Below are 26,228 nucleotides of genomic sequence, written 5' to 3' on the forward strand. Positions count from 1 at the left end.
TCATCCTATGGGAAGTACATTACGACTTCTCCTTTGGGGTTAAGTGCCAATTCACTCATTAAAAGATTTTTAACAATTTGGTGTTTCATACGTTCTTTCATGTATTCAAAACCATCATAAGCCTCTTGGTAATACTCAACTATAGGGTTTTTATTAGAAGTATGAAATCCACTCAAAGCACTTTTTAACTGTTGCAAATAGTCTACTTGTTCAACCCAGTTCTCATCAATCGCCTTAAGAATAGCTAAACGCTGGAATTGACTATAAAGCTTGTCCGACTTAAGATAGCTTTTCTTTGTCAATAATTCCTGCTCAGCAATGGCTTGAAGAAGATGAGAGACTTCTTTTGGAGAGTGAATATCAAACTCCTGGGGAATTCTTTCGGCTCGATTGCTAAAATGGTGCAAGATAAATCGATAAAAATCTGCTCTATTTTCAAAATTTTGTTCAAAAGCAACTTGTTGAATGACATAAGCAAGCACTCTATTGATTTCCTCTTCCATCTCATTTGTATCCTCAAGTAATCGATTTCGCTCCGCATAGGTCAGCTCTCGCTGAATCTTCATACTTTGAGCATACTCCAAAGTCAGGCGCCGTGATAATTTAGCATTGCCCTCACTAGCTTTTTGTGCTTTGGAAACAAGTTTTTTAAAACGTCTTTGTTTAAGCAAGATAGGGTTGTTCTTAAAATCTTCTGGAGAATAATCTCGATAAAAGTTTTTTATCCAATCTGGTCCCCATTTCTTTAGTAAATCATCTTCTAAAGAGATGAAAAACTTACTGATCCCCGGATCACCTTGCCTGCCTGAACGGCCACGAATTTGTAGATCAATTCTATGGTTTTCCATTCTTTCAGTTCCAATAACAACCAATCCACCTAGATCAGCTACTCCTGGACCTAATTTAATATCTGTTCCTCGACCAGCCATAGATGTAGCTACAGTCACCGCTCCAAGCTGACCAGATTCAGCAATCATCTGTGCTTCTCGAGCCGCATTGTTAGCATTTAGCAAGTTGTGGGCAATTCCTTCTCTCAGTAAGAGAGAAGAATAGATTTCAGACATCTCAACAGAACCCGTGAATATCAAAAGAGGATTTCCTTTTGCATGATAATGCTTTACTTCATCCAGTGAAGCAAATACTTTTTCAGGCAAGGTTTGGTAAATCTGATCAGGATAATCTCTTCGAATGACAGGGCAATTTGTTGGAATCTTAACGACAGACATAGAATAAGTTTCTAGGAATTCACTTTCTACAACTTTTCCAGTCCCAGTCATACCCGAGAGTTTCCGAAAGAGTTTAAAAAGATTCTGATAAGTTATGGAGGCCATGGCACGTGTTTCCTGAGTTAGTTTAACATGTTCCTTAGCCTCAATCGCCTGATGCTGGCCTCCTTGAAGACGGGTTAATTCCATAAGGCGACCGGTTGCACGGTCTAAAAGCACTACTTCTGCTTCATTTTCACCTTGTCGTACCACATAGTCTTGATCTTTTTTATAAACCATATGAGCTCTCAAGGCTAGATTGAGATGTCGAACCAATTCCTGATTTTCTTTGGAAAAGAGATGGTTTAATCCTAAGAAAGACTCTGCTGCTCGAATTCCTTTCTGGGTCAGCCAAACTTCATTCTTCTCATCATCATAGCAATAATCCTCATCTTCATAGAGAGTTTGGACTAAAGTGTCCATCATGTCATAGAAATTTGACTGGACACGCGGAGCACCAGATATAATCAAAGGAGTTTGTGCACTGTCCAGAAGAATAGAGTCAATCTCATCTATAATAACATAGTTGAATTCTCTTAGAAATTGATTCTTTTTATTTTCTGCTAAATTTTCGATCAAGTAATCGAATCCTAAAGCACTATTGGTTGTATATATGATATCTGCCTGGTAGATCCTACGTTTTTCCTTGGTCTCCAAGGGCTTTGTTTCATCCGCCCTCACTGCTGTCTCAATCGTCAGTCCTAAAAAACGGTAGACAGGACCCATTTCTTTCGCATCTCGCAAAGCCAGATAGGAATTAGGAGTGACCAACATCGCTCCTTGACCAGACAAGGCATTTAGATAAAGAGGCATAGTCGCTGTCAAAGTTTTACCTTCACCTGTCGCCATTTCAGCAATATTTCCCTCGTGGAGGACAATTGCTCCCATGACTTGGACATCGTAAGGGAACAATCCTAAAATCCTCTTATCCACTTCTCGAACAACAGAATAGGCTTCTGGCAAAAGTTGATCCAAATTTTCCCCATCAGCTAATCTCTTTTTGAATTCGTCAGTTTTTTTCTGTAGGTCTAAATCTGACAGACTAGCCATCTCTTTTTCAAAACTCTTAACTTTGGCTAGAATTTTCTTTAAGCGCTGAATATGAAAAAAGTTTTTAACCATCTGACTCCTCTAAAATTTCTTCAATCTTTAAGCAGTGAAACTCAAAAGACTCAACACCCGCACTAAGGAGCTGTACCTTATAGCTGTAGGCTTCTTTGGGATAAGTAAAAGCCATTTTATCCGAACGCTCAACAATATTGCCGACTTCTTTATTATAACGATCGAAAAAAATGAGTTTTAGAAAAACACTTTCGGAAGGGTAGGAAGTCATATCTCTAGTCAAAGAATAAGGTCTTCCCCTTTTTATCAAAGGAAGAGAAGGTACCTGTCTATCTCCTTGATAGTTCCAACTGGAGGACCATTCATGAATCGTTTGACCAGAAGCCATTAATTTGTTTTCAAAATAGACCTGGTCAGGAGAATGAAATATGATGGTTGAACCATACAAGTAGGTGAAATCTTTTCTAGTTTTTGAGATAGATGCTCCTCTCAACTCTCCCCAGTAAATTTCCTTATGTTTTTGAATCTTCATTTCTTTCTTCCAAATTCTTTTTCTAGTATGATGCGATGATAATTCATAAACCAATTGATCACCATAGTAGAATCGTCATTATGGCGACCTGAAATCCCATTACTCATTAACTGGGTTTCAGTTGGATAGAGGTATTGTACTAAATCTTCGTAAGCTGTTGGATCATAGTCTTCTTCCTTCATGTAGGCCAGACCAAAAATAGTACGGCTGAAATCCGCATTTTTAAATTTTTTCCAATAACGATGATCTAGCTCCGTTACATTTTCTCGACCTTTCCCTCCTGTATGACGATGAAGGATATCAAGAGCCATTGGAAAAACTTCTGGTAGCTGAAGACGGCCACGTTGAGCAATTGTTCCAAGATTAGCAAGTGGTTTACATAAAATAATTGCTCTAGGGCTGAAATCTGCCCCATAATAAGCGGCCCCATAGGTTCCCATGGATATACCAGATAGGATTAATTCTCGCTCAGAAAAACCTAGCAATTTCAGATGTTCTTGGATTATGCGTCTAATACCTTCTTCTAATTCATCGCTACCTAGATAAAAGACACCACCATCTAATCGCTGATCAGAAATCAAAAGAAAAGGGCAACCTAAACCTCTCATCATACCAAATCCTTCGAAGCCTTCTGCTCTGCGGTAGCCAGAAAAATAAACAACCAAAGGTGGCTTAAAATCTCCAGGATAAAAGAAATAATTGATTTCCTGCCGATGTCTATCCTTTAAAATTTTACCTCCCAAAACAAACTTACCAAATTCATAGCGAGTCAAACGCTGGTGGAAGGCACCAATTTTTAAAGTACCAAAGCCTCTGGCTTCTAAAGTGATTCCTAAAAAGGAAGTGAAATCATTATCTAAAACAATGGCTTCCTGCATATCAGTTTCCGAAAAAACTGATTCTCTAACAAGATCACCAGCCGAACCTTCCTGAATATTATATATTCTTAAGCGAAGTTCGCAGCTAAAGTCTTTTTCGTATTCAAGCCAAATTTCTACAGGATTTTTCTTGCTTGCTACAATATTATACTTCCAAGACACAATTGGCCTAAAGTCTGATCCAAAATTTCCTTCCAATTCCAAATTTTCATAGCCATTGTGACAAATCCTGCCCTTAAAACCTGGACTAACGACCATATCAAGAGGTGTCATCTTATCTCCATATTGGCCACGAAAAAGTGCCTTAGAAAGTTTTCTCAGTAAATTTGGTCTATCACTTAGATCTACCTGTTGAGCGCAATATCGTTTAAGGAAAAAGGCGATCGGCTCTTGTATGGCTTGCTGCTTTTTACTGAAAAAAATAGTATAAGGAATAATACTTGATTCAATCAAAAATAAATCTGGAATCAAGTCTAAATCATCTACAATAATGGCACTGAAATGGTTGATTTTCTCCATTTCCATAACTTTTTTGATAGCCAGCTGAGAGTGAGGAAAGAAATAGTACCAATCCATATTATCCGGGATTACTACTTCCTTGCTCCAATCAATGGAACCAATCTGTAAGATCTTCAGCTTATTTTTCATCTATAGCCTCCTTGAGCCACTTCTCCCACCGCTTAATCACTTGATGTCCAGTATTCAGTTTGATCTTTTCGATTGAATAAATCAAGGCCTGATTCCAATTTTTTAGCCCCTGCAAATAATAATCTGCAGCAACTGCAAGTTGAGAGATAGAGTCAAGAATACATCCATTTTGTAAATGAGTCACATAGTCAGATGCAACCAGATTGATCTGTGGAATACCAGCAGAGATACCGGCAATTTGTGTATAAAGATTAGGTTGCTGGCTTAAATCAATAATAAGACGAGTATCATCCAACTCTTGAATCAGGCTAAGCTCATCTGTAATGTTCCTAATCCTAAATCGGTATTCCAACTCTTGGTTTTCTGGCAAAGGGTTTTCTGCTTGGTTATTTTTAAAAGATTTTTTGATAAAATCTTTTAAATCCAAGTAATCAGAAATGAGTTCCTCTACTTTATTCTCCACCTGTTTAATACCCTCTTGCCATGCATTGTATACACCGATAACCAGTTCCGTGTCTGGATGCTGGGCTACATAAAACAGAACCTTAAAAATAGCATAGTCATTCAAAAGCTCACTAAGATCAATTTGATAAAAAATCTTTGACTCGTGACGTTGTTGACTCTTTCCTAGCTGCAAACGTGTATCAAATGGAGACAAGTAATGAATCTTTTCTGCCTGGATAGGAAAACGATTCTGAAGAGTCTCTTTGAAATCCATTCGATCTGTCAATACCAAGTCCGCATACTCCAAATCAGCTTTAAGATTCTCTATATTGCTTGCTTGATTACGTTCGTGGAAAAAACTGAGAATACTATGAGAATGTTGAGGTAACAGATCTAGCACTCCTTGATTAGCAAAAGGCTGTGCAGCGACTACAAATCGGCTGTCTTCTTCAACATTATGAGAAATATAATATCCCAGCTTCTCAAGAATCAAATCTGGCATGCATTCATACTCCAGCTTATCAAAGTCTCGAGAAAAAACTGGATTGACTACTACATAACTATTTTCAAATTTTAGATATTCTCGTATACGCCAATCTCCATTTGGATTTAAGTAGTCCTGGTATATTTCCTGACCATCTTCATAATAGACGATACTAGAGACAAAGCCTCTATCATCAAAAATATTTAGCTTTTCCAGCTGATCATCCTTGAAAAATTTGATAAAACTGATAAAGCCTTCTACTCCAAACTCGACATGAGCATAAAGCTGTCCTTGCCTATGTACGATAATCAAAAATGGAGTATAAATAAATTCACAATCAACTTCCCATTCAAGATCTTTGATTTGTAAAACCTGCATATCATTAGATTCTACAGCCTGGATCTCATCAAAAACTGAATAGTATTCCGTCTCAAAGATATCTTGGCGATGTAAAAAATAACGAGCATGTGGCATATAGGCTTGTAAGAGGAGTTTGACTGGCAGATTCTCACTTTGAAAAATCCGAATCTGATGAATAGTGTCATCAAACTCAAGTCTCTGCATAGATCGGTACCAAGGGATAATATCTCGGTGCCAAACCCTCTTTTCACTTCCACTCCATGAAGGAATAAAATAATACATAGTTCCTCCTAGAACAATGAATGATAACGGTCATTAAGTGTTAAGGTATCTACCTCATCCTTAATAGAATAGACCATGCCAATAAAAATCATAAACATACCAGGAATCATACCAAGCCTCATATAGCGAATATCCAAGAAAATCAGAAGCATTGGAAGACCAGCCACCAAAACTAGATAAAGCGCTCCGACAAAGGCAAAATAACCTATTGTTTTGTGAATATAACGACGGGTTGCTTCACCAGGATACAAATTTTCAATATATTCCCCACTCCTTTGCATCCGCTCTGCGATTTGATCACTGTTAACATTAATAAAAGCAAATGCCCAAGCCAGAATAAAAATAGTCAGCAGATAGAGAATCAACCAAGGTATTCCACCCATCGCTAACCTTAGAATCCATTCTTTCACCAGCCTATTATTTGGTTGGAAAAACAGAACTAGCATGAGGAAATACTGGGGAATGCTGACCAAAGTCATGGCATACATAATAGGAAGACCCCCAGCAGCATTCACTCGAATATCTAGGTAGGAATATTTTTTAAAACGATTATGGATATTTATCTTATTGATCGGTATTCTGTACTTGGCTCTTTCAACTAAAACAGCAAGATATAGAAAACAAAGACTCAAAAGCCCTACTACAGCTAAAATAAGAGGAGAAATTTTGAGTTCTTGGATCGAAAGCCATATGTCCTGCGGAATATAGGAGATCATACTGACCATGACAATCATAATGGAACCTCCAAGCCCCATTGATGAATTAAGGTCAGTCAGCCAAATAAGAAAATATGTTCCCGCTATTAAGATCAAGGTATCCAGGAAGACAATCGTTCCTTGCCCAACTCCTACCACTGTCTTCAAAGGCAAATTAAGAACTAAACCTAAGGATTGAATCAGAGCAATAGCTAGAGTCAACAACATCCTTCTCTTTTCTTGACTCTCCATAGAAAGTTTATTAAGTCCCAATCGTTTCGAAACAGTGAACATTTGCCAGATGAGGATAGACGACATCCAAGGGGCCAGTCCAATCGAAAAGAAAGACATACTCCTTAAATTTCCACCCATCAAAGCAGCTGCATAATTTAGGCTTACTGAATCTCCATTTAGTTTAGCTATATTCGAGACATCAACAAATGGAAGAGTCAACTTACTTCCCAAAATATAGATAAATACAAAAAGTAAGGTCCAAAGAAACTTTTTTAGAATAAGCGGTTTAAAAAATGACTTCACTCTGACTCCTTATGATGATGGCTCGAGAATTTTAAGACAAGACTTCCATCACCGCATCTACTAAGACTTTTTTGCTAAAATAACCTTCCTTGAGCAGGAAAGAGAACTTTCTAACCCGCTCGACCATAGCCTGATACTCCTCGACAGACAGACCTTCAACGATCCGACTGGCCTCTTCCAGACTGTCTACGACAAAGCCCAGACCGTGCTCGCGAATCAGCTCTGCATTGGACAGATAAGAAGGGACGATGACTGGAATCCCAGCTGCCAGATAGGTGGCAGACTTATGAGAGATATTGAGACCATAGTATTCCGGCTCGTCTGCTGGATTTTCCTCAACCCCCCAGACCAGACCCAGACCGCCCTTGGACAGCTCCAAGAGCAACTCTGGCCGGCTGACCCAGCCACGATAGCTAACATTGGCCTCTGGATTTGACTCTTCCTCAAGCGAAAAAATCTCCAGTGGCGTAGCATAAGACCAATTGATCAGATGTGGAAAACGCTCCACACTTCCTGCGAAATACAGCTTAGGCGCAAACTGAGGCTGGTGCAGGGGCAAATCATAGGGATGATCCCACATGCGCTGGATCAAAATCTTGTCCACAGTCAGCCCCTCTGCCAGCAGCTTGTCCCGCATCTGCTCAGAAGGCACGATGACTACATCTGACTGATTGTACATATCGATGTACTCCGGCATCAGATAGTAGTTTGACGGGAACATCAGTGGCGGTACATCATGGATAAAGGTAATTAACTTGGCCTGCAAAATCTTTAGCTTGCTGATAAAGGCCTGGTCAAACTCCCGACCATTCCAAGTGGGCGACTGATAGATAACCACATCGCCATAGCCAACACTAGCCATGATACCGTCCAGACGACGACTGAGCTCCGACTGGCTGTCGCTGTAAATATCGTAAAAATAAAAACTCAGTTCATTGAAGCCCAGTTGCTTGGCTAGCTTGGTCACATCATTCTGGGCAATCAAGGCCGTACTCTGGCCAGACATACCGTATAGATTGGTAATATTAATTTTCATATTCTTTTTCTAATCTTCATTCCTGGGCCAGATTGGCAACAATCTGACTGTCATAAGCTTGGTCGTCTCTAAACTCAATATCCTGATCAAAGTTGTGCTCAGCCGTATGCTTGTGTGACAGCTTGACCTTGTGCCTAGCCCCCATCTGGAACCACTCATACTCTGAGTCAATATGCCCAATATCCAGCGCCCGATAACCTTCCTGAACCAGATCACAGACTAAGACCTTGGCCGTCGGACCCAGCATAGTCAAAATCAGACGATTGTCCACATGCTCTCGAACAGCCTGCTTGATGGCCTCCAGCTTGCCAAAGGCATTGCGAGAAGGACAGATAATTCGCTTGATGGACCTAGCCCCGTAAAAGAGGTCATTGCCCACACCAGAGCGAGAAGTCAAGCCCTCTACGATCAAGAGATCCTTGTCCTGCCATAGCTGCTTGAGCTTTGCAAAATAGCCCGCAGACGGCGTCTTATCTTCCAAGTCGATATAAGGCCGGGAAATAAAAGTTGATCCATACCAAGTTGCCCGGCAAATTTCTAGATAATCTGCCAAATGGTGCTGCAGATGAGCTTTCCAAAAATTCTGGGCATCAATGGAATAGCGCTCTAGCCCTGTAAAGACATCGGACAGACAGACCATCAAACGTTCATCGCTTTCCATAGCCATCATCTCTCTCAAACGCGCTGACAGCTCAGGGTCGTACTCCTGATAAGGTATACCACGACCTGCAATCAAATCCATCTCCCCATCTCCAAAACGAACCACTGAAGCACCTTTCTCCAAGAGATAATCCAGCGACTGGTCGATAGAGAGTACAGAAATCTGGCACTCCTCAGGCTCGGCCATGCCTAGCTTCTCAATAGCCTGAACCATGATTTCAGGATTATCAGCTGGAAAGACTTCCTGCCCCTGCTGGCCATGGGCTGTGCTGTCAAAGGCAAAGACTGGCTTGCCAGAAGACTTAAAGCGAGCAATGATACCACCTACCTCATCACCGGCATTGATATCCAGCAACAGCTGAGACTTGGCTTCCAGCGAATCCAAGAGAGCCGGAATACCAGCAATATCTGAACTGACGCTGACGTTGGGATACTGGAGCAGACGCGTGATTGGCTCTGCTACAACTACCGGTGCCGCAATGTAGAAATGACAGGTAGGCAGGGCTTGAATCAGATAGTTGATATGCAACAGATCACAAGAGTAGGTGTAGACTAGGCAGGACAGACTAGGGCCATCTTCCACTTCTACCATCTTTTGAGTCAGGGCTCCGACTGGCTCCTGCATATCCGACCAATCCAGTCCCTGATAGAACCACCAGACCTCACGATAGATGGACTGAGTATACTCTTTCCAAGGCTTGCGCTCGGTCAGATAGTGAATCACTGGCGGATAAAGACCTTTTTCTGGCTCATAGTCCGAAAAGGTCGTGTGGAGCGTAATGCAGTTATAAGCAAAAGGCAGCTCCATCCAGCGGTTTTCAAAGAGCATATTGAGAATGCTTTGGTCATCCTGACTGACTTTATCATGTAAGTTATCAGTCATCTCAATCAATTGACCCGCAATATCGTTTTCTCTCCAGTAGTTCACATTAATTAGTAAAACACCTGAATTAAAAATCTGCTCGCCAAAATATACTTCTCCACCCAGATCTCTTACCGCTCCAAGCGGATAGGAACCCAAATCAACTTCAAAAACTTCTGATAAATCACGTGTTACTACAATATCGCATTCCAAATAAAGAGCTTGATCTTCCTGTACAAAAGTAGCCGTAAAATATCTCAAGAAAACTGAATAATGGATATTTGTCTTATATTGACTAATATGACTGCTATCCACCCGAGTATTGACGATCTGGCAGTCCAGCTTGGCCAGCTTTTTTTGCATGCTGACAAACCACTCTGTCGGAAAGTCACTATTGATGACATAAAACTTGATAAAGCGATTGTGGCAGACAATGGACTTAATGGTGGTTAAAACTTGATTACAATCAGAAAAGTTGGCACAAATAACAACTGCTCGGTATTCATCATAGTTAGCCATACTTTTATTCTCTAACATATCCACTTAGCCACATACTCCTTATGAAAATAATCATTAACTTAATCTCAATCTAGAAGGTTATTTATAACTCTTTCACAACTGTAAAATCAAGAAATCATAGAGTTTTCTAGCAAAAATAGAATGAGTTTTTAAATCTAGATTTTACTATATTTTTATGTCCATAATTACTTGCGATTTTCTAGATAATTACTTATCCAATTTTTAGTTGAATACATCAAGTACAAATACATCAAGCTATACTAGATATTATATAAAATATTGCTAGAAAAAGCTAGAATATCAAGGATTTTGATAACAAAATCAAAACAGGAAGTTCAAAAACTTCCTGCTTTAATTAATGTTTAATCCTCTGACTCATTTTTCTTCCTTTTCTTAAACGCCAATCCCAAAGCTCCTAACCCTAAAGCCAAAATGGATGCTTTGTTTTCAGATTCACCTGTTCGAGGAAGTTGTCCTTTAGAAATCCTATCATGCATTGATTGACTTGCTGAAGAAGATTGACTCTCAGACAGGCTCTGGCTAAGCGATTGTGAAGCAGACAAACTTTCAGAAAGACTTAGTGAATACAATTCGCTTTCATATATATCATTTAGCTGGCTGTGTAGCACAGATGTACTAATACTCAATGATAGTGACTCACTAACAGACATTGATTCGCTAACACTTACTGATGCATTCGTCGATACAGACTCACTCGCAGATACAGACGCACTCGTCGATGCTGATTCGCTTGCAGAAACAGATGCACTCGTTGAGGCGGACTCACTCGCACTTACAGACGCACTCGTGGATGCGGATTCGCTCGCACTTACCGAAGCGCTCGTTGACGCGGACTCACTCGCACTTACTGAAGCACTCGTGGAGGCCGATTCGCTCGAACTTACTGATGCACTCGTTGAAGCTGATTCACTCGCACTTACTGACGCGCTGGTTGAGGCCGATTCGCTGGCACTTACAGATGCACTCGTTGAAGCCGATTCGCTCGCAGATACAGACGCACTCGTTGAGGCGGACTCGCTGGCACTTACAGATGCACTCGTTGAAGCCGATTCGCTCGCACTTACTGAGGCACTCGTGGATGCGGACGTACTTGCTGAAACAGATGCGCTCGTCGATGCGGACTCGCTTGCACTTACTGAAGCGCTGGTTGACGAGGACTCGCTTGCAGAAACTGACGCACTCGTGGAGGCAGATTCACTGGCAGATACTGAAGCGCTGGTTGACGAGGATTCGCTCGCACTTACTGAGGCACTCGTCGATGCAGACTCACTCGCAGATACTGAAGCGCTCGTCGACGCAGATTCGCTTGCACTTACTGAGGCACTCGTTGAAGCGGATTCGCTGGCACTTACTGAGGCACTCGTTGACGCGGACTCGCTTGCAGATATAGATGCACTCGTTGAAGTCGATTCGCTAGCTGATACTGAAGCACTGGTTGAAGCAGACTCACTCGCACTTACCGATGTGCTCGTTGAGGCCGATTCGCTGGCACTTACAGATGCACTCGTTGAAGCCGATTCGCTAGCACTTACTGAGGCACTCGTTGAAGCGGACGTACTTGCTGAAACAGATGCGCTCGTCGACGCGGATTCGCTTGCAGAGACTGATGCACTGGTCGATGCGGATTCACTGGCACTGACAGACGCGCTCGTGGAGGCTGATTCACTCGCACTTACAGACGCGCTCGTCGACGCGGATTCGCTTGCAGATACAGATGCACTCGTGGAGGCTGATTCGCTCGCACTTACTGAAGCGCTTGTGGAAGCTGATTCGCTTGCTGATACAGATGCACTCGTTGAAGCGGACTCGCTTGCTGATACAGATGCACTCGTGGAGGCCGATTCGCTCGCACTTACTGAAGCGCTTGTGGACGCGGACTCACTGGCACTGACAGACGCACTCGTGGAGGCTGATTCGCTCGCACTTACCGATGCGCTCGTGGAAGCTGATTCGCTGGCACTTACCGATGCGCTCTTGGAGGCCGATTCGCTTGCTGATACAGATGCACTGGTTGAGGCTGACTCACTCGCACTTACTGATGCACTCGTGGAGGCCGATTCGCTTGCAGAGACTGATGCACTGGTCGATGCGGATTCACTGGCACTGACAGACGCGCTCGTTGAGGCTGATTCACTCGCACTTACAGACGCACTCGTGGATGCGGACTCACTCGCGCTGACAGACGCGCTCATCGAAGCTGACTCGCTGGCACTTACTGAGGCACTCGTCGATGCGGACTCGCTGGCACTTACTGAAGCGCTGGTTGACGCGGACTCGCTTGCAGAAACTGACGCACTCGTGGAGGCCGATTCGCTCGCACTTACTGATGCACTCGTTGAAGCAGACTCACTCGCTGATACTGAGGCACTAGTGGAAGACGATTCGCTGGCACTTACTGATGCACTGGTTGAAGCGGACTCACTCGCTGATACTGAGGCACTCGTGGACGCTGAAGTGCTTGCACTCACGGATGCGCTCGTGGAAGCAGACTCACTTGCAGAAACAGACGCACTTGTGGAGGCAGATTCACTCGCACTTACGGACGCACTGGTTGAGGCAGATTCACTCGCACTTACAGACGCACTCGTGGAGGATGATTCGCTCGCTGATACTGAGGCGCTCGTTGAGGCGGACTCACTCGCACTTACCGATGCACTGGTTGAAGCGGACTCACTCGCACTTACCGATGCACTGGTTGAAGCGGACTCACTCGCAGATACTGACGCACTCGTGGAGGCCGATTCGCTCGCACTTACTGAAGCGCTCGTTGAGGCGGACTCACTCGCACTTACCGAAGCGCTTGTGGAAGCCGATTCACTTGCAGATACAGATGCACTGGTTGACGCGGATTCGCTTGCAGATACAGATGCACTCGTGGAGGCCGATTCGCTGGCACTTACAGATGCACTCGTGGAAGCGGACGTACTTGCTGAAACAGATGCGCTCGTCGACGCGGACTCACTCGCACTTACCGATGCGCTCGTGGAGGCCGATTCACTCGCACTTACTGAGGCACTCGTTGACGCGGACTCACTCGCACTTACTGATGCACTCGTGGATGCAGATTCGCTTGCAGAGACTGATGCACTGGTTGAAGCAGACTCACTCGCTGATACTGAAGCGCTGGTTGACGCGGATTCGCTCGCACTTACAGATGCACTCGTCGATGCGGACTCGCTTGCACTTACTGACGCGCTGGTTGACGAGGACTCGCTTGCAGAAACTGACGCACTCGTTGAGGCTGATTCGCTCGCTGATACTGAGGCACTTGTTGAAGCGGATTCACTTGCAGAAACAGATGCGCTCGTGGATGCCGATTCACTGGCACTTACTGACGCACTCGTTGAAGCGGACTCGCTCGCACTTACTGAGGCACTGGTTGAAGCGGACTCACTCGCACTTACTGATGCACTGGTGGAGGCCGATTCGCTCGCACTTACTGAAGCGCTTGTGGACGCGGACGTACTTGCTGAAACAGATGCACTCGTTGACGCTGATTCACTCGCACTTACTGAGGCACTCGTCGATGCTGACTCGCTAGCACTTACAGACGCACTCGTAGACGCGGATTCGCTCGCACTTACCGATGCACTGGTCGATGCGGATTCACTGGCACTGACAGACGCGCTCGTCGATGCGGACTCACTCGCACTTACTGACGCACTCGTGGAGGCCGATTCGCTCGCTGATACAGATGCACTGGTTGAAGCTGATTCGCTTGCTGATACAGATGCGCTCGTTGACGCGGATTCGCTGGCAGAAACAGATGCACTGGTTGAGGCTGACTCGCTGGCTGATACAGATGCACTGGTCGATGCGGACTCACTCGCACTTACTGACGCGCTGGTTGAAGCGGACTCACTAGCACTTACCGATGCGCTTGTTGAAGCTGACTCACTCGCACTTACTGACGCGCTCGTCGACGCGGACGTACTTGCAGATACAGATACACTCGTTGAAGCGGACTCACTCGCAGAAACAGACGCACTCGTTGAAGCTGATTCGCTCGCTGATACAGACGCACTCGTTGACGCTGATTCGCTGGCACTTACTGAGGCACTCGTTGAAGCGGACATACTTGCTGAAACAGATGCACTCGTCGAGGCGGATTCGCTCGCACTTACCGATGCGCTCGTTGAAGCGGATTCGCTGGCACTTACTGAAGCGCTTGTGGAAGCTGATTCGCTTGCTGATACTGAGGCACTCGTTGAAGCGGACGTACTTGCTGAAACAGACGCACTCGTTGACGCTGATTCGCTCGCACTTACAGACGTACTCGTTGATGCGGACCCACTTGCCGATACAGATGCACTGGTCGATGTGGACTCACTGGCAGAGACTGAGGCGCTAGTAGAGGCAGATGTACTTGCTGATACAGATGCGCTTGAGCTAATGGAATTTAATTTTGAGGTCACTAAACTTGCTGAAGCGCTCTCACTTTTGGAAAGAGAAACACTGATAGAATTGGAAGTGCTCTGAGATTTAGATATACTTCCAGCTCTTGTATCAATAAATTCACTTCCGTCAATAATGTCTTTTCTACCATCTCTATAAGTGATAGTCGTTGTACCATTGTTTGAGACAGTAATACCAGTGACGTAATTGGAATTTAGAACATCTTGAGCTCTTAAATCGGGATTGCTCTTCTTGACAGCTTCACGAACTAAATTTTTTTCTACTTCTGTTAATTGATTTGGATTATTGACAAATACGGTATTTTCGGGTGTTTTAATTCTAAATCGAATAATCAGTTTAAACTGACCATTTACCGATGTCTTGGCAACAGCAGCATTTCCCATTTCTGTTTGTGTTGCATTTACATTTCCCGCGGCATCCGTAGCTACAACATAACGAGTGTAATCACCAATTGTTGTGTCTATTGGAACATTACCAAAAATTCTAACTTTTAACTGATTCCCTACTTGAGTCACAGAATACTGCAACCATTCAGTGCCTCTACCAGGTTGGTTATTATATAACCAGCGAACAACCGTTTTAGCCAAATCAAAAGCATTTGAATTATCTGTTACTGTCGCAAAATATTCAAATGACTCACCACGATAAACAGTAATTTCACTTGGAACATCAACAACTGGTCTTTCTGTGTCCTTTTCAACAATCGTTGTGTTATATCCTGCTTTATCCCAACTTCCATTTGTCGTAGCAGCAACTTGTTCAAACTCAAGCGGTAGGTTTGTATTGGTAATTTTTTTATCACTTGTTACTAAGCGGAGTCCAAGTTTGACTTCCCCACCGGTATCGTTTACTTGAGTAGTGATTCTGAGAACATTATTGTTAACAGATTCACCAGTATACAGATTCCAAGCGCCGCCTGAATTGTAGACTCCTCCATTTGCAGCATTTTTACCGTTTATCGTTACTGTACGAGTTTCCTGATTACCACTGATAGATACTAGTGCGCCAAGATTGGACTTTACTTGTCTTGGTGTTAGGTTAATCGTCCAAGTCAAAAGTCGAGTAGTATCATCAAAACTTGTTGTGACACTTTGAATCATGTCCCCTTTTACATCGTGATACTCAACGTTAGGAGCACTTTCAGTAACAGCTCGACGCGTTCTTCTCCGCCCTGTTTGACTAGATGCTTCTGTCGACTGTTGGCTACTTTCGGATCTAGTACTCTCTGATGTAGAGGTGGTAGATCTCTGACTGGCTGAGACTGACTGAGAAGCACTATCTGACGTACTTGTACTTGCACTCACAGAATCAGACGCACTTGAGGAAACAGAAAGAGACTCAGAGGCACTTGCAGATTCTGAGCTAGACAGTGATAGACTTGAACTTGATGATAATGATGCTGATACTGAAAACGACTCTGATATAGATAAACTAGTTGAAACTGAAGAGCTCGCTGAAGTGCTTTGACTTGCTGACAAAGTATCTGATAAGGATTCCACTGGATTGGCTTCTTCAGATGACAAAGTAGTTACAGCTTCTTCGCTTAAAACTGCTTCTCCACGAGTTGCTAAAACATCCCTCGTATCAATCACTTTTTCATGGGCTTGTTCCTCTTCAGCATAAACAGAAGAGCTTGTTACAACAGCTCCACCAAGCACAGCTCCCGTTGCTATAATCCCTTTCAGGTAATTCAGTCCACCCTTTTCTACAGACTGCTCCTCCACTACTTTCACTTCTGCGGAAGAAATATCAGAACCCTTCATTAATCTTAAAAGACCAAATTGAGATGTAGCCGCACGAAGCCAGTGTTTTCCAGACTTAATCAGTTTAAAACGCGTAACACGTTCAACTTCGTGGTATTGTCCCTTTTGACGTTTAAAAAACATGTAATCCCCTCTACTTAATTTAATATCCCAAAAACTTAGTATTTAAAAAAGTATCGTATCTATAGTATCATATTTTTAGTGGAAACAACGGCTTTCTAAGCATTTTTTACAAAAAAATTGATTATTTTTTCATTCTCAAATACTAAAAAAGACGAGTTTATAAACCGTCTTTAAATATGCATTTTTTTATTACTGATTCTTTCTATCCAAAGTATTTAAATTATATTTGATATTTAAAATTATTTTCTAATTGTTTCACTAATTTTCTTAAATATTGGATAAAGGATAGGAACAGCTATAACTGTAGCCAAGCTTGAACCAAAAGTTCCAACTATCTTAACAAGAGCTAAATTTAAGGAAGCACCTAAAGTGAGGTTGCCGAGCATTCCAATCAAAGTGCATTTGAATAGATTTAATACTATTTTGGTCAAAGCAGCTGCAAAACCAACAATCACTAACTTTCCCCTACACTTTGGCATTGCTTCATAAACAAAATGAACAACAAGAATAACAACTAATGCTTCCAAAATTGTAATCCAAACTACTGAAGCATACCCGTTTAATATATCAAAGACTCCCAGACCAACGGTTGCAACCAAAGCACCTTTTCTTACTCCGTAAATAAGAGTAGCTACCACAACTAGAGCATTTCCAAAATGAATAAATTGAGGACCAACAGAATTCTGAAAAACTGAATGCTAAGTGTATTAGAGCCGAAAAGAGACTCAATTCCACTAGTTCACGAGTAGTTAGTTTATTATTTTCCATTAGAAACCTCCAATAATCTTTTAAATTCTATAAATAAATCTCCCAAATGGGGCTGGTAGTATACTCCATAACGAAGATCAGAGTCACAATTCAGTGTCGTTACTAAACTTTTCTCGATGAAGTTAATGAAAACTGGAAGACACTTTTGCAGGTCAATCCCCTGTACAAATGCAGCCGCTACCAAGCCAGTCAACATATCCCCTGTTCCAAAGAATTGTTGCTGAAATCTCTTACCTCTATACAGACTAAATACGCCTTCTTCTTTGTCGAAATAAGCAACACCTATCTGATCGTGACTCAGTGGGAGACCGGTCAATAGAATTTTCTTTGCACCTAATTCGCTCAGACGCTGAGCAAGACTTTTTAAAAATTGCTCTGTCAAATCATTATCTTGATAAGGCAAATCAGCAAGAAAACAAGCTTCTGTTAAATTGGGCAAAATCAAATCTGCTTTTTGACAGAGAGTACGCATACTGGAAATATAATGATCATCAAAGCCTTTGTATAGCTCACCATTGTCACCCATAATAGGGTCTACAATCAAGGGAAGGTTCTCCTGCTCTATAAAATCTATAAGAGATGCGATTTGCTGGCTAGACTTGAGATAGCCTGTCACCAAAGCTGAAAACTCAACACCAATACTCTGCCATTGCTTTAAAAAAGCCTGCATTCCAACAGTGTAGTCATCAATATAAACTTTAGGAAAACCACCAGTGTGAGATGATAGAAGAACTGTGGGAAGAACAGAGACTTCCAACTGACATATGGCAAACAATGGCAGGGCTGCTGTCACAGCAACCTTCCCTAAGCCAGAAATATCACTAGCTAAAATAATTCTCTCTGGTTTTGTCATAACCATTCCATTCGTCCCTCTCCATTTCTACTTTTTTATTGTAAAAAACTTTAAAATAAGTTACAATATGAAAAAATCCAATCTGTATGGGGACAGTTGTATGCTTAAGACAAAATATCAAGAAATTTCAGATCATCTGATTGAACAAATCAAGAGTGGACAGCTTAAAAAAGGAGATAAGCTTCCCTCTATTCGGCTTTTGTCTAAAAGTTACCATTGTAGCAAGGATACCGTTCAAAAGGCTCTTCTAGATCTGAGTTATCAGAAGTACATCTATGCCGTTCCCAAAAGCGGTTATTATGTATTAGAGCAAACTCAAGAAGAAAATAATGATCTAGAGCTTCCCTTAAGAAACGACCGCCATCAAGTCTATGAAGATTTTCGCATCTGCCTAAATGAAACCTTGATTGGGCGTGAGAATTACCTTTTTAACTACTACTCTCAACAAGAGGGACTGAAAGATTTGAGACAATCTGTCAAAAATCTACTTCTAGAATCAGCTATATACCCAACTCTAGACAAGATAGCTTTGACATCTGGTACCCAGCAAGCACTCTATATCCTATCTCAAATAGACTTCCCTAATCACGGCGACACTATTTTAGTAGAACAACCAACTTATCACAGAATAAATGATTTGCTGAAGGCTCAAAATTTAAAATATAAGACCATAGAACGAACTCCAAAAGGAATTGACTTATTGGAATTGGAAAATATCTTTCGTTCAGGAAACATCAAGTTTTTCTATACCATTCCTCGCTTTCACTATCCCTTAGGCCACACTTATAGCCGTCAGGAAAAAGAAGAAATTCTCCGCCTAGCTAAACTTTATCAGGTCTTTCTTATTGAGGATGATTACCTAGCTGATTTTGACAATAAGTCAGAACTAAGCTTTCATTATCTAGATGATAGTGACTCTGTTATTTATATCAAATCTTTTTCAACCAGTCTTTTCCCTGCTCTTCGAATTACAGCTTTGCTATTGCCTGATAGCGTCAAGAAGCAATTTATCGCTTTCAAAAGCATTTTGGACTATGACAGCAATCTTATCATGCAAAAGGCTCTCTCCCTTTATATCGATAATCAAATGTTTCAGAAAAATAGACTGGCGCTACTGCGTTTACAAGAGGAAGAAAAAGAAAATGCCCAACATTTACTTGAAAAAGCTGGTTTTGGACTACCTTACCTACTGACACCAGGAGGTATTTTATTAGATCTAAAAACACTAACATCCATAAGCTCTCTTAAACATAGTGGCCTCCCGCTTGACTTCTTTGAGTCTGCTTATATTGATCCTTGCCCTTATCGCTATGTCAAAATTCGATACCAAGACCTAGAAGCCTCTATAGAGGGACTAAAAAAATATGTAAAAAAAGCTTAGGAAAATTCATTCCTAAGCTTTTTCCAGCATTCCTGCCTGAAGTTGATACATTTTCTTGTAGGTACCATTTTGAGCTAGGAGCTCTTCGTGACTGCCAGATTCGATGATCTGGCCCTTATCTAGCACATAGATACAATTGGCATCCTGAATGGTAGAGAGGCGATGAGCGATGGCAATTGTCGTTCTGCCTTGTCGCATTTTTTTCAGTGAGGCTTGAATCAACTCCTCTGTCTCTGAGTCAATATTGGCAGTAGCCTCGTCTAAAATCAAAATCTTAGGCTTGGTAGCGACTGTCCTAGCAAAAGCTAAGAGCTGGCGCTGGCCACTGGAAAATGCAGCTCCTCGCTCTGTTACTGGTGCATCATAAGTCAATGGCAGTTGATGAATAAAGTCATGAGCATCAACAAACTTAGCAGCCTCTTCAATGTCCTGTTGGCTAAGTCCTTCTTGGTACATCTGGATATTGCTAGCAACAGTCCCATGGTAAAGGAAAGGATCCTGAAGGACCAGTCCAATATGTCGCCTAAGCTCTGCTTGGCTGTAGTCTTTTATATCTTGTCCATCAATCAGAATTTGTCCTCTTTCAAACTCATAAAAGCGCAAAAAGAGGTTGATGATGGAGGATTTACCCGATCCAGTAGATCCAACAAAAGCGATCGTTTCACCTTGCTTGACCTTGAAAGAAATATGTTTCAAAATATCTCTTTTTCCGTCATAAGAAAAACTAACGTCTTTGAATTCTATATCGCCTTTTTGGATTTTCAAGTCTTTATTTTTTTGGATTGGTTCATAGTCTCTCCTATCAATGACTTCAAAAACACGCTCAGCAGAAATCATAGAGGTCTGAAGAACTGAGTAATTTTGCATGACTTCAATCAAAGGATTAAAGAGTTGGTTAGCGTACTGGATAAAGGCATACATGATACCAGCTGTAATTCCTGCAGTTTGCCAAGTTAGACCAAAATAAGTCAGAATAACGCCATAGGCCAGAATTTTCAAAAGAGACATGGCTGGTCGTAAAAGGAGACTGTTGACATCCAGATATCGATTGGTGTAGTTTAGGTGCTCCTGATTAATTTCTTCAAATTCATCAATCAAGCGCTTTTCCTGACCAAAGGCTTGGACAATCCTCATTCCTTCAATAGTCTCGGAAAGCTTTACGTTTAAATCGCTCAACTTACTACGGACTTGCTTGAGCAAGCCAGTTGACAGTTTTTGATAAAGTAAAATCGAGGCCAGCATGATTGGTAAAAATAAAAGGATTAAAAGAGCCAGATGCCAATCCAGAGCAAACATAGTTGCGGCAGTTACCACTAAAATGAAGATTGAACTTAAAAAGCTTGAGAAAATACTACTAAACATATCCGCCACTGCTTGAGTATCATTGGTCAGACGAGAAACGATGGCTCCAGCAGGTGTTTGGTCAAAATAGGCCATTCGTAGCTTTTGAATATTGGCAAAGGCTTCTTGACGTAAGTCACGAACAATACTGTGTGCTACCTTTGCAAATGAATACTGACCTAAAAAAGTCAAAAGCACGCGCAGTATAAACAAGCCATAGTAAATAGCCAAGAGATAAAAACCAGCAGCTGCTTTCCCCAAACTGATAAACTGGTCAATATAAGTTCTAGCCAAAAGTGGTAGGGCAGTTGTAACTAAAGTGGTTAGAAAAACAAAAGCAAATGCTGACAGTGTAAGCCATTTATAAGCAAGCATATAGCTTAGAAGTCTTTGAAAAGTTGATTGTTTTTTCATGTTAGACCTCCTCTAAGCTCTCAGCCAATTGCTGATTTTGATAAGTAGTGGCATACCAGCCATCCTGTGTCAAAAGTTCCTGATGACTACCACTTTCTATAACCTGTCCCTGATCTAAAACTAGGATCAAGTCTGCATGCACGACTGCTGATAAACGATGAGCAGTGATCAAAGTTGTCTTACCAGATCGCTCCCTCTTGAGATTATCTAAAATCAAGTGCTCGGTCTTTGCATCAACAGCAGATAAAGAATCATCCAAGATTAAGATATCAGGATTGAGAATCAAAGCACGACACATGGCCAAGCGTTGCTTTTGTCCACCCGATAAGGATACACCACGCTCCCCAACCAAAGTATCAAATCCATCGGGCATTTGCATGATGTCTTCATAAATTCCGCAAAGTTTAGTAACGGCGATAACGTCCTCATCAGAAAGACTTGGATTCCCAAAGCGGATATTATCTCGAATCGATGTAGCAAACAAGATTTGATCTTGAGGAACATAACCAATCAAGCTCCGCAAAGCAGAAAGGCTGTAATCTCTTATGTCATGTCCAGCCAGGTAAATACTCCCCTCTTGTATATCTTGTTCTCGAAGCAGAAGACGAAGCAAGGTCGTCTTCCCAGAGCCTGTGACACCAACGATGCCTAAGGTCTGCCCCTGCTCAATTGAAAAATGAATATCCCTGAGAGTTGGTCGATCATCATATGCAAATTCTTGAATAGAATAATCCAGGCGACCGTTTTTTATATCCGTAATGGGCGAAGCTACTTCTATCACATCACTTTCTTGGGCTAGTAGACTTTCAATTCGCTCATAAGACACAGTTCCTCGCTGACTAATATTAAAGAGATAGCCCATAGCTTGAAGGGGCCAGACTAACATATCCAGATAAGTAATAAAAGTGACCAACTCTCCCACTGTCAACTGACCTTGACTAATGAAAAGACCACCAAAAATCAAGGTTAAAAGATAGGACAGACCGACAAAAATCAGAACCATAGGATCAAAAAGGGCATTGTACTTAGCTGCAAGGATATTTTTCTTAAAAACATCTTGGTTAATCCTAGCAAAAGCAGCTGTCTCTGCATCTTGATAACCAAAAGACTTGGTCACTTTGATACCTGAGACACTTTCTTGGACCTTATTGTTCAAATCTGAAAAGGCTTCTTGTGCTGCCTTAAAACTTTCATGATTTTTTCGACCGATCAGACTGGTTCCCCAGGCCATAAAAGGCAAGGGTAAAATGGCAATCAGAGTCAATCTCCAGTCCAAGACGAAAAACATGGTAAGAACAGTCACAAGAGCTGTGATTGAAGCGTCTACAGCTGACATGACTCCTCCACCAGCAACCCCAACAACAGCATTGATATCATTAGTGGCGTGAGCCATCAAATCACCTGTCCGATAAGTTTGATAAAAGGAAGGAGACATATGAGTAAAATGCTCAAAGAGACGGTAGCGTAAGATTCTACCCAGACGATTGGCTGTCCCCAAAATATACTTACGCCAGACAAAACGCAAAGCATACATGGCCAAGGCTGACAAAACCAAAATAAAAAGTTGATAGGCTAATTCCAGATTCGTCAAATCTTTACTGGCAATCTGGTCAATCACTTCTCCAATCACACGAGGTGGAAGCAAGTTTAAAAGACTGACCAAAGACAAGGCTAAAATACCAGTAATATAGGGCCACTTTTCTAATTTAAAAAACCAAGATAATTTCTTTAATAACTTCATACTTGTCCTTATTTCTAATCTTCAAATACTATTCATTATACACTCATTTTTGGATTATTGACAGCGAAAAAGGCTGGAAAACTCAGCCTCTTATTTTTTCTTTGTTAAAAGAAAGCTCTCTTCTAAAAGAGAGAATAATTCTTGATCCGTTAGAGTATCATCTAGCGGGAGACTCAGCCAATATTTTTTATTCATATGAAAGGCTGGGTAGATTCCTTTTTCTTGGACTCGTTCTGAGACCTGATTGTTCTTGACATTAAGAACCTCAATTGCTCCGCTTCTTCCTGACTCAAACTTAGACCAGTCAGTCGTCAGAAAGGCTCCATACCACTTCTTTGTACCTTCATGGCGAAATACAGCTGCCTGGGTAGAACTTTTTCTTGAAGACTTAGCCCAAAGGTACTCCAAACTTCCCTGATAACGCTCAGAAACGTGAGCTACCAAGCGCTGACTTTGTTCATAAAGGAAACCAATTTCATCAAAACAATGGCGACGAATATCTAAGAGAAGGTCCAAACAAGCTTCACGCACCTGGGCGACAAACTCGCCTGTCATAGATTCCATGTGAACCTGCCTATACTCATCCCCTGTCTCACAATCAAACAGCTGAAAACTGACACTACTATCTTCAACATTGATCACCATCTGAAAATCTCCAGACATGACTTTTCTTGATATCTGATAGATGCCTTCCTTTTCTAAAAAACCATACTTAACTAGCTTATCATAGTTAGCTTTATATTTTTCGAATAGTTCAAACATGTCTATAAAAAGGAAAGGGAGCCACAGCTCCTCTCCTTATCCTCCTAAAATACTACTTTGGTTCCATGTAGCTGATCCACGCACAACTCAACAACGATTTCATCGCGATTTTGAGTCGTAATACCACCGCCAGGCAGGATTTGAATTCGCTTGTCTGCATAGGCCACCAACTCTTTTAGCCAAGCAAAGTGTTCTTGAATCGTCTCTGTAGCTGGACCTCCATGAGTCAGAATACGCTTAACACCATGCTCAGCCAACCAATCCAAGTCCTCGAATTGCTTGTCTCTTGGAATAGAATCAAAAGCCATGTGAAAGACTACTTCTAAACCTTGTGACACAGCTAGCAAAGACTCAAGATTCTCTGTGTCTAGTTCATTCTCCCTTGTCAGTAGGCCATATACGACACCCTGACTTCCAGCTTCACGCGCCTTTTTAATATCTTCGATCATGATTGCTACTTCAAGGTCAGTATATACAAAATCACCACCTCTAGGACGAATCATGGTCATAATGCTAGTCTCATAAGGCTTGGCCAAGTCTACTGCAGCACGAATGACTCCATAACTTGGCGTGGTTCCTCCGACACTTAAATTGTCACAGAGTTCAACACGACGAGCTCCTGCTTGCATTGCTTTTTCAAGCAAGGTTACATTTTCAGCACAAAATTCGTATAACATCTGCTACTCCTTTGATTTATTATGATATTATTCTAATTCTTTCTTGTTTATTATATCACAACTAGTGAAAAAAAGACGAATTAGCTGTCCATCCCATTTATACTTTCAAAGGAATTTTTACACCAGTCAAGCCATTCTGTTTGGTAGGCTTCATCAGATAAGATACGGTCCTTCAAATCAGCTATTGACAAGATCTTCTTTTCCTTACAGAGTCTAATACAATTGGAATAAAATTTTAAATTTATGTCGTCTCTGTCAAAATATATCGGTATTTCTGACCATCCTCTAAGATATGCAGTGAAAGCTCTGCTATGACCATCTGTCAGGAACCATTTCCCCTCCAATCTTTTTACTGGCAATGGCTTTAATTCTTCTTGGTCAAACCACGTCGCAATTTCTTCTAGCTTTTTTTCTGAAAGGAAAAATTGGCTGGGCTGGATATCAGTTAGAGGTAAAAGTAAATCTAAAACATAACGATGTCCCAGCTCCGTCTCTTCATAAGGATAAAAACCGAATGAAGTAAATAGCTTTTTAGAAGAGAGATTAAAACCATAAATGTCCTGAACCCGTAACTGACGATAAGACAGAGATCGAGCCCTCTCAATCAATGCTCCGATAACTTCTCGTCCAATACCAATAGATCGATAAGTCTCCACTCCGATAACAATAGGTAAGTCATTCTCTGAAAATGTCACATCACCAATTGGCAACCAAGAATCATCCTGCTTAACTTCAATGAAATATAGTTCTCCTCGGTGACTAAGGACCTCATACATCTTCTTGATTTTTTCTAGCGAATAGCTTTCTTTTTTGCCGTCAATTAAATAGACAAGCTCTGGATCCTGATACCAAGAAAAGGCCACTTGATAGTGGCCATCATAAGCTCGCAAACGCAAGTTGCTATTAATTTGAATAAAATCAGGTTGAGCTGAATTTACTATAAGCATATTCTCTACTCCTACTGACCCAGCAAACCTGACACATTCATTGTCAGCTTAACCTTAGCAGTATTATCCTGTATGTTAAGTCCTGTAATTTTAAACTGAGACTCTGGTAGAGAAACCAATATTGTTTCTTGTTCCATGGCTAGATTGCTGGACTGGTCTTTCAATCTATTTTGTAAAATCGAAGCTACAATAGCTTTTGGTACTGGTAGATTTCCTAGACGAGAGCTAGCAAGATCAAATCGTAGGGTATGATTTTCGTAGGCCGCGTAGAATCGCAAATCAAGTTTGCTGTCAACCCCAAGGATTTTTATAGGGAGTTGCAATCTCAATTTATCTCCTTCAATGCTATACGCACTCTCCAATAATTCTTGACTCTGATTATCAGTCAAAAATGATTTCAGTAACTGATTAAATTGTTTGCTGTTAATCGTAATCTCTGTACTTAAACCATTTGTTCCTACTGTTGCATTCTGAAGTCCAGATTCAACCATACTAGACAAACTAATTGTGCTCTCTACATTCTTTAACTGATCAGAGGACTGAATTGAGGAAGGTACCAAAATCAGAATCAGGCCAAATAATAAGACAAGAAGACCAACTACAGAACGTTTGATTATTTTTTTCATTTTTATTCCTTTTTGTAACAAGTCAGAAGATTGATTCTGCCTGCTCTAAAATCATAATAGATCTATTTTACACTAATTTCCTATTACTTTTGTGACAAAAAGATGACATTCCTATGCGGTATCATGACAAA

At 41.6% G+C, this 26,228-nt stretch carries 15 protein-coding genes and 2 pseudogenes; 1 reads left to right on the plus strand and 16 read right to left on the minus strand.

The window, feature by feature from the left end; translation table 11 throughout:
- Positions 1 to 5 precede the first annotated feature (5 nt).
- From secA2 to O3640_RS04225, 10 genes and pseudogenes are all read right to left on the minus strand, one after another.
- Positions 6 to 2,387: an accessory Sec system translocase SecA2 gene (gene secA2, locus O3640_RS04180; RefSeq protein ID WP_268723194.1), complete on the minus strand. Its 2,382-nt coding sequence runs from the start codon at positions 2,385 to 2,387 to the stop codon at positions 6 to 8.
- Entirely contained in the window at positions 2,380 to 2,859 is a 480-nt protein-coding gene (gene asp3, locus O3640_RS04185; RefSeq protein ID WP_195321644.1) for an accessory Sec system protein Asp3, read from the minus strand. The genes secA2 and asp3 overlap by 8 nt, the downstream gene beginning before the upstream one ends.
- Entirely contained in the window at positions 2,856 to 4,385 is a 1,530-nt protein-coding gene (gene asp2 / locus O3640_RS04190; RefSeq protein WP_195321642.1) for an accessory Sec system protein Asp2, read from the minus strand. The genes asp3 and asp2 overlap by 4 nt, the downstream gene beginning before the upstream one ends.
- Complete coding sequence (gene asp1, locus O3640_RS04195; RefSeq protein ID WP_195321640.1) at positions 4,375 to 5,955, minus strand: accessory Sec system protein Asp1; 1,581 nt, start codon at positions 5,953 to 5,955, stop codon at positions 4,375 to 4,377. The genes asp2 and asp1 overlap by 11 nt, the downstream gene beginning before the upstream one ends.
- Positions 5,956 to 5,963: 8 nt before the next feature.
- Entirely contained in the window at positions 5,964 to 7,187 is a 1,224-nt protein-coding gene (gene secY2 / locus O3640_RS04200) for an accessory Sec system protein translocase subunit SecY2 (protein ID WP_195321638.1), read from the minus strand.
- A 31-nt stretch (positions 7,188 to 7,218) separates the two neighbouring features.
- Positions 7,219 to 8,223, minus strand: coding sequence for a sugar transferase (locus O3640_RS04205; RefSeq protein ID WP_048774718.1), 1,005 nt, complete (start codon positions 8,221 to 8,223; stop codon positions 7,219 to 7,221).
- A 16-nt stretch (positions 8,224 to 8,239) separates the two neighbouring features.
- A pseudogene (locus tag O3640_RS04210) lies at positions 8,240 to 10,246 on the minus strand (SP_1767 family glycosyltransferase); the annotation flags it as partial.
- Between the two features lie 380 nt (positions 10,247 to 10,626).
- Complete coding sequence (locus O3640_RS04215; protein ID WP_371586785.1) at positions 10,627 to 16,587, minus strand: accessory Sec-dependent serine-rich glycoprotein adhesin; 5,961 nt, start codon at positions 16,585 to 16,587, stop codon at positions 10,627 to 10,629.
- A gap of 239 nt (positions 16,588 to 16,826) precedes the next feature.
- A pseudogene (locus O3640_RS04220) lies at positions 16,827 to 17,355 on the minus strand (ECF transporter S component).
- On the minus strand, positions 17,345 to 18,208 hold the full coding sequence (locus O3640_RS04225; protein ID WP_195321974.1) for a pyridoxamine kinase: 864 nt from the start codon (positions 18,206 to 18,208) through the stop codon (positions 17,345 to 17,347). The pseudogene O3640_RS04220 and the gene O3640_RS04225 overlap by 11 nt, the downstream one beginning before the upstream one ends.
- 55 nt (positions 18,209 to 18,263) lie before the next feature.
- On the opposite strand from O3640_RS04225, the gene O3640_RS04230 reads away from it, so the two are divergent.
- Complete coding sequence (locus O3640_RS04230) at positions 18,264 to 19,589, plus strand: PLP-dependent aminotransferase family protein (RefSeq protein WP_195321976.1); 1,326 nt, start codon at positions 18,264 to 18,266, stop codon at positions 19,587 to 19,589.
- A gap of 12 nt (positions 19,590 to 19,601) precedes the next feature.
- Here the strand turns inward: O3640_RS04230 and O3640_RS04235 are convergent, their stop codons facing one another.
- From O3640_RS04235 to O3640_RS04260, 6 genes are all read right to left on the minus strand, one after another.
- Positions 19,602 to 21,344, minus strand: a complete 1,743-nt coding sequence (locus O3640_RS04235) for an ABC transporter ATP-binding protein (protein WP_227221669.1) — start codon at positions 21,342 to 21,344, stop codon at positions 19,602 to 19,604.
- A 1-nt stretch (position 21,345) separates the two neighbouring features.
- Complete coding sequence (locus O3640_RS04240) at positions 21,346 to 23,085, minus strand: ABC transporter ATP-binding protein (RefSeq protein WP_195321970.1); 1,740 nt, start codon at positions 23,083 to 23,085, stop codon at positions 21,346 to 21,348.
- Positions 23,086 to 23,175: 90 nt separating this feature from the next.
- Entirely contained in the window at positions 23,176 to 23,847 is a 672-nt protein-coding gene (locus O3640_RS04245; RefSeq protein WP_125367035.1) for an MmcQ/YjbR family DNA-binding protein, read from the minus strand.
- Between the two features lie 44 nt (positions 23,848 to 23,891).
- Positions 23,892 to 24,524: a copper homeostasis protein CutC gene (locus tag O3640_RS04250; RefSeq protein ID WP_125367034.1), complete on the minus strand. Its 633-nt coding sequence runs from the start codon at positions 24,522 to 24,524 to the stop codon at positions 23,892 to 23,894.
- Between the two features lie 80 nt (positions 24,525 to 24,604).
- Positions 24,605 to 25,471, minus strand: a complete 867-nt coding sequence (locus tag O3640_RS04255; RefSeq protein WP_125367033.1) for a GNAT family N-acetyltransferase — start codon at positions 25,469 to 25,471, stop codon at positions 24,605 to 24,607.
- 11 nt (positions 25,472 to 25,482) lie between these two features.
- Positions 25,483 to 26,097 carry a hypothetical protein gene (locus O3640_RS04260; protein WP_125367032.1) on the minus strand — a complete coding sequence of 205 codons (615 nt, stop codon included), beginning with the start codon at positions 26,095 to 26,097 and terminating at the stop codon, positions 25,483 to 25,485.
- Positions 26,098 to 26,228 lie beyond the last annotated feature (131 nt).

The sequence above is a fragment of the Streptococcus sp. 27098_8_75 genome, assembly GCF_041432475.1.
Classification (GTDB): domain Bacteria; phylum Bacillota; class Bacilli; order Lactobacillales; family Streptococcaceae; genus Streptococcus; species Streptococcus gordonii.

Bases quoted from the DNA above. Each gene is read 5' to 3' on its own strand.
- secA2 (WP_268723194.1), bottom strand. From the start codon at position 2,387: ATGGTTAAAAACTTTTTTCATATTCAGCGCTTAAAGAAAATTCTAGCC.
- asp3 (WP_195321644.1), bottom strand. From the start codon at position 2,859: ATGAAGATTCAAAAACATAAGGAAATTTACTGGGGAGAGTTGAGAGGA.
- asp2 (WP_195321642.1), bottom strand. From the start codon at position 4,385: ATGAAAAATAAGCTGAAGATCTTACAGATTGGTTCCATTGATTGGAGC.
- asp1 (WP_195321640.1), bottom strand. From the start codon at position 5,955: ATGTATTATTTTATTCCTTCATGGAGTGGAAGTGAAAAGAGGGTTTGG.
- O3640_RS04205 (WP_048774718.1), bottom strand. From the start codon at position 8,223: ATGAAAATTAATATTACCAATCTATACGGTATGTCTGGCCAGAGTACG.
- O3640_RS04215 (WP_371586785.1), bottom strand. From the start codon at position 16,587: ATGTTTTTTAAACGTCAAAAGGGACAATACCACGAAGTTGAACGTGTT.
- O3640_RS04225 (WP_195321974.1), bottom strand. From the start codon at position 18,208: ATGACAAAACCAGAGAGAATTATTTTAGCTAGTGATATTTCTGGCTTA.
- O3640_RS04235 (WP_227221669.1), bottom strand. From the start codon at position 21,344: ATGAAAAAACAATCAACTTTTCAAAGACTTCTAAGCTATATGCTTGCT.
- O3640_RS04240 (WP_195321970.1), bottom strand. From the start codon at position 23,085: ATGAAGTTATTAAAGAAATTATCTTGGTTTTTTAAATTAGAAAAGTGG.
- O3640_RS04245 (WP_125367035.1), bottom strand. From the start codon at position 23,847: ATGTTTGAACTATTCGAAAAATATAAAGCTAACTATGATAAGCTAGTT.
- O3640_RS04250 (WP_125367034.1), bottom strand. From the start codon at position 24,524: ATGTTATACGAATTTTGTGCTGAAAATGTAACCTTGCTTGAAAAAGCA.
- O3640_RS04255 (WP_125367033.1), bottom strand. From the start codon at position 25,471: ATGCTTATAGTAAATTCAGCTCAACCTGATTTTATTCAAATTAATAGC.
- O3640_RS04260 (WP_125367032.1), bottom strand. From the start codon at position 26,097: ATGAAAAAAATAATCAAACGTTCTGTAGTTGGTCTTCTTGTCTTATTA.